Annotated in this window: 13 protein-coding genes; 7 read left to right on the forward strand and 6 right to left on the reverse strand. The window is 69.9% G+C overall.

The features are described 5' to 3' along the window. The first annotated feature begins 22 nt into the window (after nucleotides 1–22). The 5 genes from DEJ08_RS08065 (at nucleotide 23) to DEJ08_RS08085 (ending at nucleotide 6,234) form a co-directional block, all read left to right on the forward strand. Nucleotides 23–1,522, forward strand: a complete 1,500-nt coding sequence (locus DEJ08_RS08065) for an FAD-dependent oxidoreductase (RefSeq protein ID WP_111054666.1) — start codon at nucleotides 23–25, stop codon at nucleotides 1,520–1,522. Nucleotides 1,523–1,574: 52 nt separating this feature from the next. Then, complete coding sequence (locus DEJ08_RS08070; RefSeq protein WP_111046968.1) at nucleotides 1,575–2,819, forward strand: cytochrome P450; 1,245 nt, start codon at nucleotides 1,575–1,577, stop codon at nucleotides 2,817–2,819. A gap of 46 nt (nucleotides 2,820–2,865) precedes the next feature. Continuing rightward, nucleotides 2,866–3,546, forward strand: coding sequence for a hypothetical protein (locus DEJ08_RS08075; protein ID WP_111054665.1), 681 nt, complete (start codon nucleotides 2,866–2,868; stop codon nucleotides 3,544–3,546). Nucleotides 3,547–3,768: 222 nt separating this feature from the next. Next, nucleotides 3,769–4,770: an endonuclease/exonuclease/phosphatase family protein gene (locus DEJ08_RS08080; RefSeq protein ID WP_146248501.1), complete on the forward strand. Its 1,002-nt coding sequence runs from the start codon at nucleotides 3,769–3,771 to the stop codon at nucleotides 4,768–4,770. Nucleotides 4,771–4,875: 105 nt separating this feature from the next. Beyond that, nucleotides 4,876–6,234: a cation:dicarboxylate symporter family transporter gene (locus tag DEJ08_RS08085; protein ID WP_111054662.1), complete on the forward strand. Its 1,359-nt coding sequence runs from the start codon at nucleotides 4,876–4,878 to the stop codon at nucleotides 6,232–6,234. A 15-nt stretch (nucleotides 6,235–6,249) separates the two neighbouring features. Here DEJ08_RS08085 and DEJ08_RS08090 read toward each other — a convergent pair whose 3' ends face one another. Beyond that, a complete protein-coding gene (locus DEJ08_RS08090; RefSeq protein ID WP_146248500.1) occupies nucleotides 6,250–6,762 on the reverse strand; it encodes a hypothetical protein in 513 nt (170 codons plus the stop codon). A 129-nt stretch (nucleotides 6,763–6,891) separates the two neighbouring features. Here DEJ08_RS08090 and DEJ08_RS08095 point away from each other — a divergent pair, with 129 nt between their 5' ends. Further along, the gene (locus tag DEJ08_RS08095) at nucleotides 6,892–7,734 is read left to right on the forward strand and encodes a hypothetical protein (protein ID WP_111054660.1); all 843 of its coding nucleotides are present in this window, start codon (nucleotides 6,892–6,894) and stop codon (nucleotides 7,732–7,734) included. A 45-nt stretch (nucleotides 7,735–7,779) separates the two neighbouring features. Here DEJ08_RS08095 and DEJ08_RS08100 read toward each other — a convergent pair whose 3' ends face one another. After that, on the reverse strand, nucleotides 7,780–8,436 hold the full coding sequence (locus DEJ08_RS08100) for a TetR/AcrR family transcriptional regulator (protein WP_111054659.1): 657 nt from the start codon (nucleotides 8,434–8,436) through the stop codon (nucleotides 7,780–7,782). 188 nt (nucleotides 8,437–8,624) lie between these two features. Here DEJ08_RS08100 and DEJ08_RS08105 point away from each other — a divergent pair, with 188 nt between their 5' ends. Next, the gene (locus DEJ08_RS08105) at nucleotides 8,625–9,782 is read left to right on the forward strand and encodes an alpha/beta hydrolase (protein ID WP_181439000.1); all 1,158 of its coding nucleotides are present in this window, start codon (nucleotides 8,625–8,627) and stop codon (nucleotides 9,780–9,782) included. A 74-nt stretch (nucleotides 9,783–9,856) separates the two neighbouring features. Here DEJ08_RS08105 and DEJ08_RS08110 read toward each other — a convergent pair whose 3' ends face one another. The 4 genes from DEJ08_RS08110 to DEJ08_RS08125 form a co-directional block, all read right to left on the reverse strand. Beyond that, the gene (locus DEJ08_RS08110; RefSeq protein ID WP_111046934.1) at nucleotides 9,857–10,123 is read right to left on the reverse strand and encodes a hypothetical protein; all 267 of its coding nucleotides are present in this window, start codon (nucleotides 10,121–10,123) and stop codon (nucleotides 9,857–9,859) included. Between the two features lie 152 nt (nucleotides 10,124–10,275). Beyond that, a complete protein-coding gene (locus tag DEJ08_RS08115; protein ID WP_181438999.1) occupies nucleotides 10,276–11,235 on the reverse strand; it encodes an aldo/keto reductase in 960 nt (319 codons plus the stop codon). 167 nt (nucleotides 11,236–11,402) lie between these two features. Next, complete coding sequence (locus DEJ08_RS08120) at nucleotides 11,403–11,828, reverse strand: OsmC family peroxiredoxin (protein WP_111039627.1); 426 nt, start codon at nucleotides 11,826–11,828, stop codon at nucleotides 11,403–11,405. A gap of 49 nt (nucleotides 11,829–11,877) precedes the next feature. After that, a complete protein-coding gene (locus DEJ08_RS08125; protein ID WP_111046932.1) occupies nucleotides 11,878–12,771 on the reverse strand; it encodes an enoyl-CoA hydratase/isomerase family protein in 894 nt (297 codons plus the stop codon). Between the last annotated feature and the right edge of the window lie 95 nt (nucleotides 12,772–12,866).

Here is a 12,866-nt window from a genome sequence, read left to right on the forward strand (position 1 = left end):
CACACCCCGACGAGAGGACTCCATGGACATCGCAGTCGACATGACGAAGTGCCAGAGCTACGCCCAGTGCTGCTTCCTCGCACCCGGCGTGTTCCGGTTCGAGGGGGAGGAAGCGTTGGTCTACAACCCGAACCCGAGCGACGAGGAACGCTCTCGCGTCCTGGAGTCCGCGGCGGCGTGTCCGGTGCAGGCGATCCGTGTCGGGGGAACGCGCCTCCCGGTCCGGCACGCCGACCCCGCCGTGCGCGGTGCCGCGCCGTTGACGTCCAGCGACGCGGTCGTCATCGTCGGTGCATCGCTCGCCGGCCTCCGAGCCGCAGAGACGGTGCGCGCAGCGGGGTTCACCGGCCAGCTGACGATCGTCGGGGACGAGCCGCACCGGCCCTACGACCGCCCGCCGCTGTCGAAACAGGTGCTCACCGGCGTGGTCGGCACCACCACGACGACCCTCCCGCACGCTGCCGACCTGGACGTCGACTGGCGCCTGGGCCACGCAGCGGTCTCGCTGGACACGTCGGGCCGGGAGGTCGTCCTCGACGGTGGGGAACGCATCCGGTACACCCGGTTGCTGATCGCCACCGGACGTCGCTCCCGGCCGTGGCCCGTCGAGTCCGAGGCCGCCCTGGACGGCGTCTTCGTGCTGCGGACGGCAGACGACGCCGCACGGATCCGCACCCGGTTGGAGGACCGACCTGGTCGAGTGCTGGTGATCGGCGGTGGGTTCACCGGCGGCGAGATCGCGTCGTCGTGCAGCACGCTCGGCATCCCCGTCACCGTCGTCGATCGCGGGCCGGCTCCGATGGTGAAGGTCTTCGGGACCGCGATCGGACGGATGATGGCGGATGTCCAGCGCGAACACGGTGTGGACCTCCGGACCGGCACCGGCGTGGCGTCGTTGCTCGACGACGACAGCGGACGGCTCTGCGGTGCTCGACTCACCGACGGTTCCACCGTCGACGTCGACCTGGCGGTCGTCGCTGTCGGGGCCGTTCCCAACAGTGAATGGCTCACCGGGTCCGGTGTCGCACAGGACGCCGGTGGGGTGCTGTGCGACGTCGCGCAGCGGGCGCTCGACACCGACGGGCAACCGATGGACGACGTCTTCGTCGCCGGCGACATCGCGCGGCACCCGAACCCGTCGGCGGGCCCCGGCCCCTGGACGAGCGAGCACTGGGGCGCCGCGGTCAGCCAGGCCGACGTCGCAGCGCGGAACCTCGTGCACGACGGCAACGTGCCGCACGAGAGCACCGCGGTCTTCTGGACGATGCAGTTCGGCAACGTCCTCAAGGCCGTCGGAGAGCCGTCCGTCGCGGACTCCGCGCAGGTCGCGCAGGGTTCCCTCGACGAGCGATCCGGCGTCGTCACGTTCGGCCGGGACGGACGCCTGGTGGCCGCCGTCGCCGTCAACCAGGCGAAGTGGCTGCCGTACTACCGCGCGCAGATCGCCGCTGGTGCGTCCTTCCCGCTCGAGGACCCGACCGTCGACCCGTCACGGAACCCCGGAGTGGCCGCAGCACGCTAGCGGACCGCTCCCGACACCACCGATCAGAGCCAGACGACAGGAGCAGAACACGATGACGAACAACCCGCACACCGCGTCGACGACGTGGGACACGTTGCTCGAGCAGGACAACCGGCACGACCCCAACCCCCTCTACGCGCAGCTGCGCACCCACCCGGTGCAGCAACTCGACAACGGTGCGTTCCTCGTCACCGGGTACGACGAGGTCGTGCAGCTCATGCACGACCCGCGGATCAGCTCCGACCCCATGGCGAAGCACCGCGCCGAGGGTGCCGATCCGGGCGAACCCGCGCTGACGTCGGCGTTCGTCATGACGGACCCGCCCGTGCACGACCGCCTGCGCCGGCAGACGATGCGCCACTTCGGACCGCCGCACGCCGCCGACTACATCGACGGGCTCCGACAGGACATCGATGCCATCACGAACGACCTCATCGACGGCTTCGCCGGACGCACCGAGATCGACGTCGTGGAGTCGTTCGCGTACCCGCTGCCCGTCGCGATGATCTGCGACGTGCTCGGCGTCCCCCCGGAGGACGAGCCCCGCTTCCACGCCTGGAGTTCAGCCATCATCGCGCCGCCGGAGGCCACGGACGACGCCGACGCCGCGGTCAAGCGGCGCGAAGCAGACGAGGCCAGCCGTGAGCTGGCTGCGTACCTCGGCGCACTCGCCGAGTCGCGGCGCGGCACACCGCAGGGCGATCTGCTCTCCGGACTCGTCAACGACCACGGCCCCGACGGCCCGATGTCGCAGACGGAGGTGCTCAACACGTCGATCATGCTGCTCGTCGGTGGGCACGAGACCACCGTCAACATGATCGCCAACGGCACCCTGACCATGCTGCGCCACCCCGACACCATCGAGCTGATCCGCGACAACCCGCACACCATCGCGCAGGTGTTCGAGGAGCTCATCCGAGTCGAACCGCCGGCGCAGGTGACCCCGAAGTACATCGCCCTCGCCGACGTCACCGTCGCAGGCGTCACCATCCCCGAGGGCGCACCCGTGTGGATCGCCTGGGCTGCAGCGAACCGCGACCCACGGCACTTCCCCGAGCCGGACCGGTTCGACCCGCACCGCGCGGGCAACGACCACCTGAGCTTCGGCGCCGGGATCCACGCGTGCTTCGGCGCCCCACTGGCCCGGTTGGAGACCCAGATCGCCCTCGCCACCCTGTTCCGGCGGCTCGTCAACCCGAGGCTGGTGCTCGACCCGCCGCCGTACCGCCGCAACGCGCTCCTCCGGGGTCCGAGTGAGCTCCGTGTCACCTTCGACGGAGTCCTTCCCGCCGCCTGACCGGAGCCGTGTCGGCGTCGCGGAGCCCGGGGGCTAGGGTCGCTGCATGACCACACCCGCGGGGGCGAGTTCGGGCAACGGCTACTGGCGCGGCCAGATCGGGGCGACGGCCCTGTTCGGCGTCGGCATGGTGGCGTGCAGCGTGGTGCTCTTCCGGGTGGACCCCGACGAGCCGGGGCGGGCGGTCCTGCTCGCGTTCGGGGGCCTGCTCTTCCTCACCACGCTCGGCTGGGCGGTCGACGCCGCGACCCGCTCGGACCCCCGACAGCGCGCGCTCTTCGCGTGGGCCATCGCCCAGCACGAGGCCGCGGGGCACGGCAACGACGCCCTCGCGCTGGCCGATGCCGCCCGTGCCCGCGACGGTGCGCTCGACGCCGAACGGATCCACGCGCTGCAGGCGCTCCGCCCCGACAACCCGTACCCGGGCGGCCCGCTCGACGACGACTCGGACGGCGGGACCGCCGAGACCGCCGGGGCGAACCGGCTCGGGATCGCCCTGCTCGCGCTGTTCCTCGCGTTGACCGGGCTGTACAGCAGCTGCTGGCCGTCGGTGTTCGTGCTCGGGTGGCCGTTCCAGTTCGTCGCGTCGATCCTCGCGGTGGTCGCGATCGTGCGGCCCGGTCGCGGACGCCGGCTCGGCGTCGTCGCGGCGGTCGTCTCGGTGCTCGGCACCCTCGTGACGGTCGGCATGCTCTTGTGGCGCGTGGTCGAGGCGAACGGCAGCTAGCTGCCCGCGGTCGCGCGTGCGGCTCGCGACGTGGGCGGGTGACGGACTGGAGGCCCGGTACCAGCTGGCACCGGGCCTCCAGTCCGGTGTCGTGACGCCCCACGGCGTGAGCCGGTGCCCCGCGCCGCTGCGGGCGCGGCGGGTGCTGGGATCCAGCAGGATCCTCAGCGCGAGGTCGTCGTTCACCGGCGGCTGCAGGCTGCCGTCCACGATGATCCGAGGGTGCCTCGTCGTCGCGCTGCCGTCCGGACCGCCGTGGCGGTCGTGACCGTGCTGCTGGTCGGTGCCGTCCTCGGTGCCGTCTTCGTCGCTGCTCCGTGGCTCGGTGTGGGGCGGGCTCCGGTGCTCGCCGCCGTGCTGCCGGCCCGGTCTCTCGTGACCGCGGGACTGGTCGCTGCCGGTCTCGCCCTGGTGCTCGTCGCCGTCGTCCTGCGACGCACGCGACTCGTGCGGCTGGTTGCAGCGTCGCTCGGTGCGCTCCTGCTCGTCGTCGCCGTGGCGAACACGGCGGTGCTCGGCGTGCGGGGATGGGACGTGCGGCCGGGCGACGGTGCCCGGGGTGCGCTCCGGGTGTTCGAGTGGAACACCAACGGAGGACTCGTCGGTGCGCAGGGCATCGCCCCCGCGGCACTGACCGCACGGGCGGACGTCGTCGTGCTCCCCGACGCGGGGGACCGACGGGCCGCCACCGCGGTGGCGCGGTCGATGGGGCAGCACGGTCGGCCGGTGCGGGTGTTCATGGGTGGTGCCGGCACGCAGGTGGCGGTGCTCGTCGGGGCCGACCGCGCGTCCGGCGCCTCGATGTCGCCCGGCATCGATCGGGTGAAGACGATGACGGTGTCCGGGCCGTCGATCCCGACGATCGTCGCCGTGCACGCGCCGCAACCGATCGGGCGGGGCCTGGCGGGCTGGCGGACCGATCTGCGGTGGATCGGCGAGCAGTGCGGCCGCGGCGCTGACGTGGTCGTGTCGGGGGATTTCAACGGATCGGTCGACAGCTTCGACGACGGACGTCTCGGTTCGTGCCGGGACGCCGCGTCCACCGTGCACGCCGCGGCGCTCGGTACGTGGCCGACGTGGCTCGATCCGCGGCTGGCGATGCCCATCGACCACACCCTGGTCGGTCCGTCGGTCGGAGTCGTCCGGTCGTGGAGCGTGCTGACGAGCCAGGACGAGTCCGGTGCTCGGCACCGGCCGACCCTGACGGTCGTCGGCGGCAGCTGACCCCTGTTCCGGTGGGCGTGCGGCGCTGTTTCGGTGGGCGCGCGGTGCGGGAGGTGGGAACAGACTCGCAACGTCGACGAAACACGCGCCCTGTGGGGTGGATGCATGGACGTCATCACCACGGATCGTGCTCCCGCTCGCTGGTACCACTCACTGTTCGTGCAGATCGCGATCGGGGTGGCCCTCGGCATCGCCGTCGGGGTCTGCTTCCCCGCGGCCGCGCCGGTGCTCAACGTGGTGGGGCAGGGGTTCATCCGGCTGATCGAGATGGTCATCGCGCCGCTCGTGTTCATCGTCGTGGTGACGGGCATCGTGCACGTCGGTGACCTGCGCTCCGTGGGACGGATCGCCGGCAAGGCGATGATCTACTTCCTGCTCGCGTCGTCGTGCGCGCTCGTGTTCGGCCTGCTGGTCGGCAACCTCGTGCGCCCCGGGGCCGGCCTGCGGATCGACCCGTCGTCGCTCGACGCCTCGGCCGTGGCGGCGAAGACCGCGGGCGGCACGGCTCCGGACGCGGGGACGTTCATCCTCGACCTCATCCCGTCGAGCGTCGTGAACGCGTTCGCGACGAACGACATCCTGCAGGTGCTCGTCTTCGCGGTGTTCGTCGGCGCGGCGATCGCCGCCATCGGCAGTGACCGTGCGCGGCCGCTCGTGCGGGGCCTCGACCTGTGCCTGGAGGTCGTCTACCGGATCCTGGGCTGGGTGATGCGTCTGTCGCCGCTCGGTGCGTTCGGGGCGATGGCGTACGTGGTCGGGCAGTACGGCATCGACACCCTGGGGTCGTACGGGCTGCTGATCGCGGCCTGCTACGGCGCAGCGGCGGTGTTCATCGTGGCGCTGCTCGTCGGCGGGCGGCTGCTGTCCGGGGTGCCGATCTGGCGGTTCGTCTGGCACACCCGCGCGGAGTTCGGGCTGGCCCTGGGGACGGCGTCGACCGAGGCCGTGCTGCCGCGGATGATCACCCGGCTCACCGAGGTCGGTGTCTCCCGCAGTGTTGCCGGGCTCGTCGTGCCGACGGGGTACTCGTTCAACCTCGACGGGGCCGCGATCTACCTGTCGATCTCGCTGCTGTTCCTGACCCAGGCGTTCGGGGTGCCGCTGACGCTCGAGCAGCAGGTCGCCGCACTCGGGGTGCTCCTGCTGACGTCCAAGGGCATGGCCGGGGTGCCGGGGTCGTCGTTCCTGGCGCTGTCCGCGACGGCGACGAGCCTCGGGCTGTTCCCGGTCGCGGGCGTCGCGCTGCTGCTCGGTGCCGACCGGATCATGGACGCGATGCGGGTGAGCGTCAACCTGCTCGGCAACTGCGTCGCGACGCTCGTGGTGGCGCGGTGGCAGGGCGAGCTCGACCGGGAGCGGGTGGAGGCGGTGCTGCGGCCCGGTCGAGGGGTGCGGCCGTCGTCGGAGGCGGAGTCTGCTGCGGGTGCTGCGGGTGCAGCCGCGGTGTCGGCGCCGGTTCGGTGAGGGCTCGCGGCGCGGTCAGCGTTCGAGGACGGCGCGCTGCTGGTCGTACTGCTGGCGGGTTCGGTGGCCGCCCATCTTGCGGACGACTGCGCCCGAGGGGTCACGGGTGATGCGCCACCACACGCCGACACAGATTGCGTCGATGGGCAGGGCCGTGCCGAGTCCGACCAGGAGCTCCCTGCCGAGGTCCGTCCGCCACGGCAGACCCGAGACCTCGAGCGCGGTGAATACGAGCAGACAAACCACGAAGGTGATCGGGCTGAGCCAGAGCTTCCGCACGGTGCGTTGACGTGCCACGTCGATCTCCGCCAGCTGCGCCAACGGCAGCGTCGAACCGATGTGGTCGCGCGGCTCGCCACCGACGATGACGGCGGCAGGGCCGGGGGTGGGAGCTGTGTCGTCCGCGTCCGTGGCGGGTCGCCACACCACGTCGTCCAGGTGCTCCACGTCGTCGTCGATGCGGAACCAGCCGCCTTCGAAGCCGTCGGCAGCGGCGTCGGGATCGGCGCGAGGCGTGGTCGTGGTCACGTCGGTCATCTTGGCAGCAACCAGGGCTACTCCGGCACCACCGATTCGGGGGTGGGCGGATGCGTCGCTCGGGCCCCGATCGCGTTCTGCTGACAGGATGGTCCGGACACCACGGGGGCGGGGGCCGGCATGGGCACGGAACAGCAGGACTGGCGAGACCAGCGGACGGGCCCGACGACGGGGCGAGGGAACGCGATCACCATCGCGCTCGTGCTGCCGGTGCTGCTCGTCGTGAGCTGGGCGGTCCAGATCGGGGCGTACCTGGCGCGCGACTTCGGGTCGATGGACGACCGGCTCGGAGCAGGGGGCGTCCTGACGCGGCTGGTCATCGGCGCCGTGCTCGCCGTGGGGATCCCCGTGGTGGTGCTCGTCGTGCAGGTCCGGGCTCGTCGGCGCGAACCGCGGCACTCGCTGGCCGCCGTGGTCGCGGCGATCGTCGTGCTGGTCATCGCCGTACCGTGGAACGGCCTGGTCCTGACGTCACAGGTGCGGAGCATGGTCGCCGATGCCCGGCAGTGGGCGCAGCCGGCGACCGCCGCCGAGCGGCACTTCGCCGACGGTGACGCCCGGGCCACGCTCGAGCGGATCGGGGACCGCACGGTGCGGATCCTCGGCGGCGACCGGAAGTCCGCCTACCGCGATGGTGAGCGAGCCGGTGGCGCGTACAGCGAGGAGTGCCAGCTGTCGAACGCCCACCAGGGGGTGCGGTGGATGTACTGGTACGACCCGGGGGAGTACACCGACGAGCAGGGCAACGAGTTGCTGCCCGAGGACCACACGTTGATCGAGGGTGCGAACCGCGACGTGGACGGAGTCCGGGAGTACTGGGCGTCCGAGGGCATCGACGCGCGGTCGGAAGAGGACATGGTGCCCGACCAGATCGCGCCGACCGCCGACTGGCTCGAGAGCGGCTCGTCGTACACACGGCCCGGTCCGGACGTCGACTTCCGCACGATCTGCCTCGTGCGCTGACCCGGGAGTCGTCGGGTCGTCGCTCCGGCGCAGTGGATCGACAGCTCAGGTGGGTCGGTTGTTCTCGCCGTAGCCGGTTCGTGACCCCTCGATTGCGCTGTCGAGCATCCGGGTCCAGGTGGCCCTGGACTCTGTGCTGAGGTTCCCGCCCTCGTTCAGGAGCCAGTGGCTCGAGGCGACCGTGACGCCGCTCATGAGCGATCCAACGAGCAGATCGACTTCGAGACGGCTCCAACTCGGGTAGCGGGTGGAGACGTGCTCGGCCAGGTGCAGCGAGGTTCGGTCCATGACCTGTCGGAGCAGGGCTTCGTGCCGGGGTGACGCTTCGTCGCCTCGCCCGACGACTGCTCCGACGGACACGATCACGTCGGGCATGCTCGTGGCGCGCAATGACCGAGACACCTCGTCAAAGACAGCGGCACGAGAACCGTCGGTCCCTGGCGCGGCCGCACTCACTTCGTCGAACGTCGCCCACGCAGTCTCGAACTGCTCGACACTCGCCGTTACCAAGACGTCTGACACCGAAGGGAAGTAGTTGAACACCGTCGCCCGAGACATGTCAGCACGCTCGGCGAGTTCTTCGACGGTGAAGGCGGGGCCACCCCGCTCGGCGACCAACGCGATGGCCGCGTCGAGGATCGCGCGTCGTGAGCGGGCCTTCAACATCTCGCGGCGTCCGCGCGGGATTGCAGGGGAACTCATACGCCGAGTGTAACGCCCAAGAGCTAGACGGCGTCGATGTTTAGACGTAGTCTCGATTCACCACGTCGGCTTGCATGAAGGGCACCATGAGCACGAACGAGCAGTCACCCCAGTCCCTACCTCCGCAGGACGAGCGGACTGGCAGAGACCGTCCGGCGCGTTTCCGGTGGGCGCGGACCGTCGCTGCCGTGGTCGGCGCCGTCCTGGGGGGCCTTGTTGTCGTCCTCGCTGCCGGGAACCTCGTTCCCGCGACGAGCAACATCGTGACGCTCGGCGGCTCGATGGCCTGGGGCTATTTCGCGCCACACCTGGTGATCGTCAGTGTCATCGCTGTTCTTCTCTGCGTTCCCCTCTGGCGGGCACGGCGACGACCCGTGATCCGGGGCATCGCCTCTGTTCTCGCCCTTGGGGCGCTGGTCGCCTCGACCGGCATCACCGCAGCCCTGGTGCATTCGGCGACGGCGAACGGCGGTTCCGTGAACTTCGCCCGCACTCTGGCGCTGACGAACACGCCCGTGACCCCGACCAAGATCACGACCTACGTCACGGCTGGCGGCAAGGCCCAGCAAGCGCGCATCTACGAACCCAAGGGCGGCCCGAAGGGCGCGCCGGTGATGATGTACATCCATGGCGGCGGCTGGTACGGCGGTACTGCGGAAGAGTCCGACAGTCTCGCGCAGCGGTGGGCCGATCGGGGTTGGTACGTCGTCAACGTCGACTACCGGCTCGCGGACGCCACGCACGCAACATGGGACGAAGCCCCCGCCGACGTCGCCTGCGCCCTGGCCTGGACGGACAAGCTGGCGAAGGACGTCGGCGCTGACACCGGCAGGCTGACCGTCATGGGTGACTCCGCAGGCGGCCACCTCGCCATGCTCCTCGGCTGGTCCGCCGCCGCGGGTGCCGCCCCCTCCACGTGCCCCGGAGCTGGCAAGGTCCCCGTTCCCGACGCCGTCGTGGCCGGGTATCCCGTGAGCAACATCGACTACACGTACGACCACGGCGCCTCACCCCTGCCGAGCTTCAACCCGCAGGAGTTCACGCGGTTCTTCCTCGGTGGCGCACCTGCTGATGTCCCCGACCACGTCCGAGCAGTGTCGCCCTCGACCTACCTCAGCGCCGCGATCCCGGCGACTCTCGTCCTGCAGCCCGAGCGAGATGACTTCATCCCCGCCAAGGGCAACGACGAGGTGATGAAACAGGCGAAACAAGCGGGCGCCGACGCGACGATCGTGCAGGTCCCCTTCGCTTGGCACGGATTCGACGCCACAGAGGACAGCATCGGCGGCCAGGTCAAGATGACCGTCACCGAGAACTGGCTGGAGAAGCGCAACCTCGCCCCCTAGGCCACGCCCCGTAACCCGCCTGCTACTGAGGCGGCGGAGCCGCAGGTGTGCCGCGGCTCGTGCGCCCTAGCGGGCTAGCCGCGTTGGAGTTGCGCAGCGACGCGAGACCACTGGTCGTGCTCCCACTGCGCGCACGCGTGCCGGCGCCCTGAGGAACCGAAGTCGTTCTCGACGTTCGCGCTGGCCGTCATGATCGTCTGGCCGTCGATAGCGCGGACCAGGAAGTCGATGTTCAGCACCGAGCCGGTGCCACCGATGTTCTTGTCCGTCACCGTCGAGATCATGCCCGAGTTCAGGCCGGGCTTCGCCGTTGGGTTGGTGAAGTTGTAGAGGGTGGTCACGCGAAAGCTGTCCAAGGAGGCGGATGCCCGGACGCTGCCGCTTTCGGTGTTTGAGCTTGGTTCGGTCCTCCTCGGTCGATCGCCCGCATGGTCGTCGGCTCACTGATCCTCCGGCTGGTTGTCCGGCGTCCATGGGACAGGAGCGCTGAAGGTCACGAGATCGCGAACAGGGTGTCGAGTGCGTCGTCGAGGTTCGTGTCCCAGTCGAAGGCACGCGACTCGTCGACACTGCGCCAGTGGTGCTCCTTGCTGAAAGCGACGATGGGAGCGGTGACAGCGGCGTGGTTGAGCAACCAAGCGAGGGCGAGTCCGGCGGGTGAGATGCCGTGGTCGGCGGCGAGTGTGTCGAAGCGACGTACGGTGTTTATCAGCTCGGCGTCGCCGAGGCGCCGTTCCGCGTGGGGCGCAGTGCTGGCGCGGCTGCCGGTCTGTGGTCGCTGCCCATCGCTGTAGCGTCCCGCAAGGATGCCGTTCGCGAGTGGGGAGAACGGCGTGTACGCGAGGCCTTCTGCTGTGACCAGAGGCAGGACGTCCCGGTCGTCGCTCCGGTCGAGCAGGGAGTAGGAGTTTTGCACGATCTCGGGTCGGTGGAGTCCGAGGCGATCTGCGGTCGCGAGTGCGTCGGCTAGTTGGATGGCGTTCACGTTGGACAGGCCGTACGCGCGGATCCTGCCGTCGTCGACGGCGTCGCTGAACACCGGGAGCGATCGTTCCCAGGGGGTGGAGGGATCGGTGGTGTGCGCGAGGTAGAGGTCGACGTGCCCGAGGGTCTTCGTGCTGTTTGCGAGTTGCCTCCGGATCCGTTCCGGGTCCAGATCCGGCCCGTTCGCGGTCACACCGGTCTTCGTCTGGGTGAGGGTGGAGCTGTCCGGATGCGTCCGGTTCCACTGTCCGATGACGCGCTCGCTCGTGCCTCCTGTGTAGGCGTCAGCGGTGTCGAACGCCGTGAACCCTTCTGCGACCGCTCGATCGAGCAGGGCGAGTCCCTCGTCTTCGGACAATCCGATGCCGGGGCCCGTCGACATGGCGACGCCGCCGATGTTGCCGGTGCCGAGGATGAACGGTCCGAGTTGTTCGCGGCGGCCGGAGTGGGTGGATTCGATCCACGTCATCAGTGTTCCTTTCGCGGCGGCGTCGGGCTCGAGGTCCGGTCGCTCGCCTGTTGCTGGTCTCATCGGTCCCTACGTACGTGCGAGCGCCGCAGCGGAGGCGCTGACGTGCGGGGCCAGCGGCGCGGAGCGGCATCTTGTGGTGCTGTCCGCGCCGCTGTTCGCAGTGCTCAGTCCACGAGGGTGAACGTCATCTTCGGCTCGACCTTGAGGAACCGTGAGATGAGGCACCCCCGTGCCGCGGTGATCGCGAGTCCCTGGAACTGGCCGGGTTCGATGCCGGGCACCTTCGCGCGCATCGTGATCGTGATCGGTCCCGCCTGGGTGACGTCGAGGCTCAGCTCGTTGTCGACGTCGACGGTCGTCTCGATGAACTCCGCGGTGAAGTTACCCCACCCGAACACGTTCGCGAAGGCCTGGTTCAGGCAGCCGGCGTAGGCGACCGCGAGGAGTTCCTCCGGGATCGCTCCGTCTGCGCCCTCGAAACGGCTGGCGAAGTCGTACGGGACATCAGCGAGGGTGTCTGTGCCGGTCGACAACGACCCACGTCCTTCCTTCCACGACCCGCTCCACTGAGCCGTGCCTGCCGCGATCATCGTGCGCCTCGTGCGGACGCCGGCATGGTGGCGTCGTGCAGCTGGTGGTTCATCGCTGTGCCTGGGTGGCGAGCTCGGCGCTGACAGCGCCCATGACCGCCGGCAGGTCCAGGTCGGTCTGCGTGTCCTGTGCCCAGCCGCGAGCGACGAGCAGTCCGAAGCGCTCCTGGGTCTCGGGGCGAGGGATCGCGTCGAGGATCTCGCGGAACGACTGCAGGAGGTCTCCCGCCGAAGGCGGCGCGACGCGCTCGTTCACCAGACGCTTCACGGTCGCGAGCGCGTGCTTGTCGAAGCTCGCGAGCCGTCCGGCCAGGCGATCGACGAAACCATCGAGTTCGGCGTCAGGGAGCGCTCGGTTGATCCACCCGTACTCCGCTGCGGTGACAGCGTCGTAGTCGTTGCCGGATGCCAGGACCTCAAGCGCTCGGGAACGTCCGACCAGCTGCGGCAGCCAGTCGAAGCCCCCTCCGCCCGGGACGGCACCGGAGCCGATCTCCGGCTGTGCGAACACGCCCTTCTCGATGCTTGCGAAGCGCATGTCGAGGGCAAGCGCGAACTCGTCCCCGATCCCGCGAGTGCGGCCACGCACCGAGCCGATGGTGATGACCGGGGCGTGTGCCATCCGTGTGACGAAGTCGTGCCAGGTCTCCGGCAGGGACGCGGCACCGGGCACGTCAGGCACGTCGGACATGTTCTGGACGTCGAGCTGCGAGAGGAAGTAGTCAGGATCCGCGCTGTCGAAGACGACGACCTTGAGAGCAGGGTCCGTCTCCATGCGCTCGACAAGGAGACGCAGTGCCGCGTAGACGCTGGGGCCGAGCATGTTCATGGGCGGGTTCGCGAACGTCGCGCGGACGAAGCCCGGGCTCTCCTCGGTGATGTGCAACGGGACGGTGAAACCGGAGTGGTCGTATCGCGGCGTCAGGGTGACGGCTTCAGTCATGGTTCTGCTCCTCGGGATGGCGAAGTACACCGATCGGTGTGCAACCCCACGAACGTACACAAGCTGGAGCCAAACCACAACGATCGGTATACTTG

The sequence above is a fragment of the Curtobacterium sp. MCLR17_054 genome, from assembly GCF_003234335.2.
GTDB classification, from domain to species: Bacteria; Actinomycetota; Actinomycetes; order Actinomycetales; family Microbacteriaceae; genus Curtobacterium; species Curtobacterium flaccumfaciens.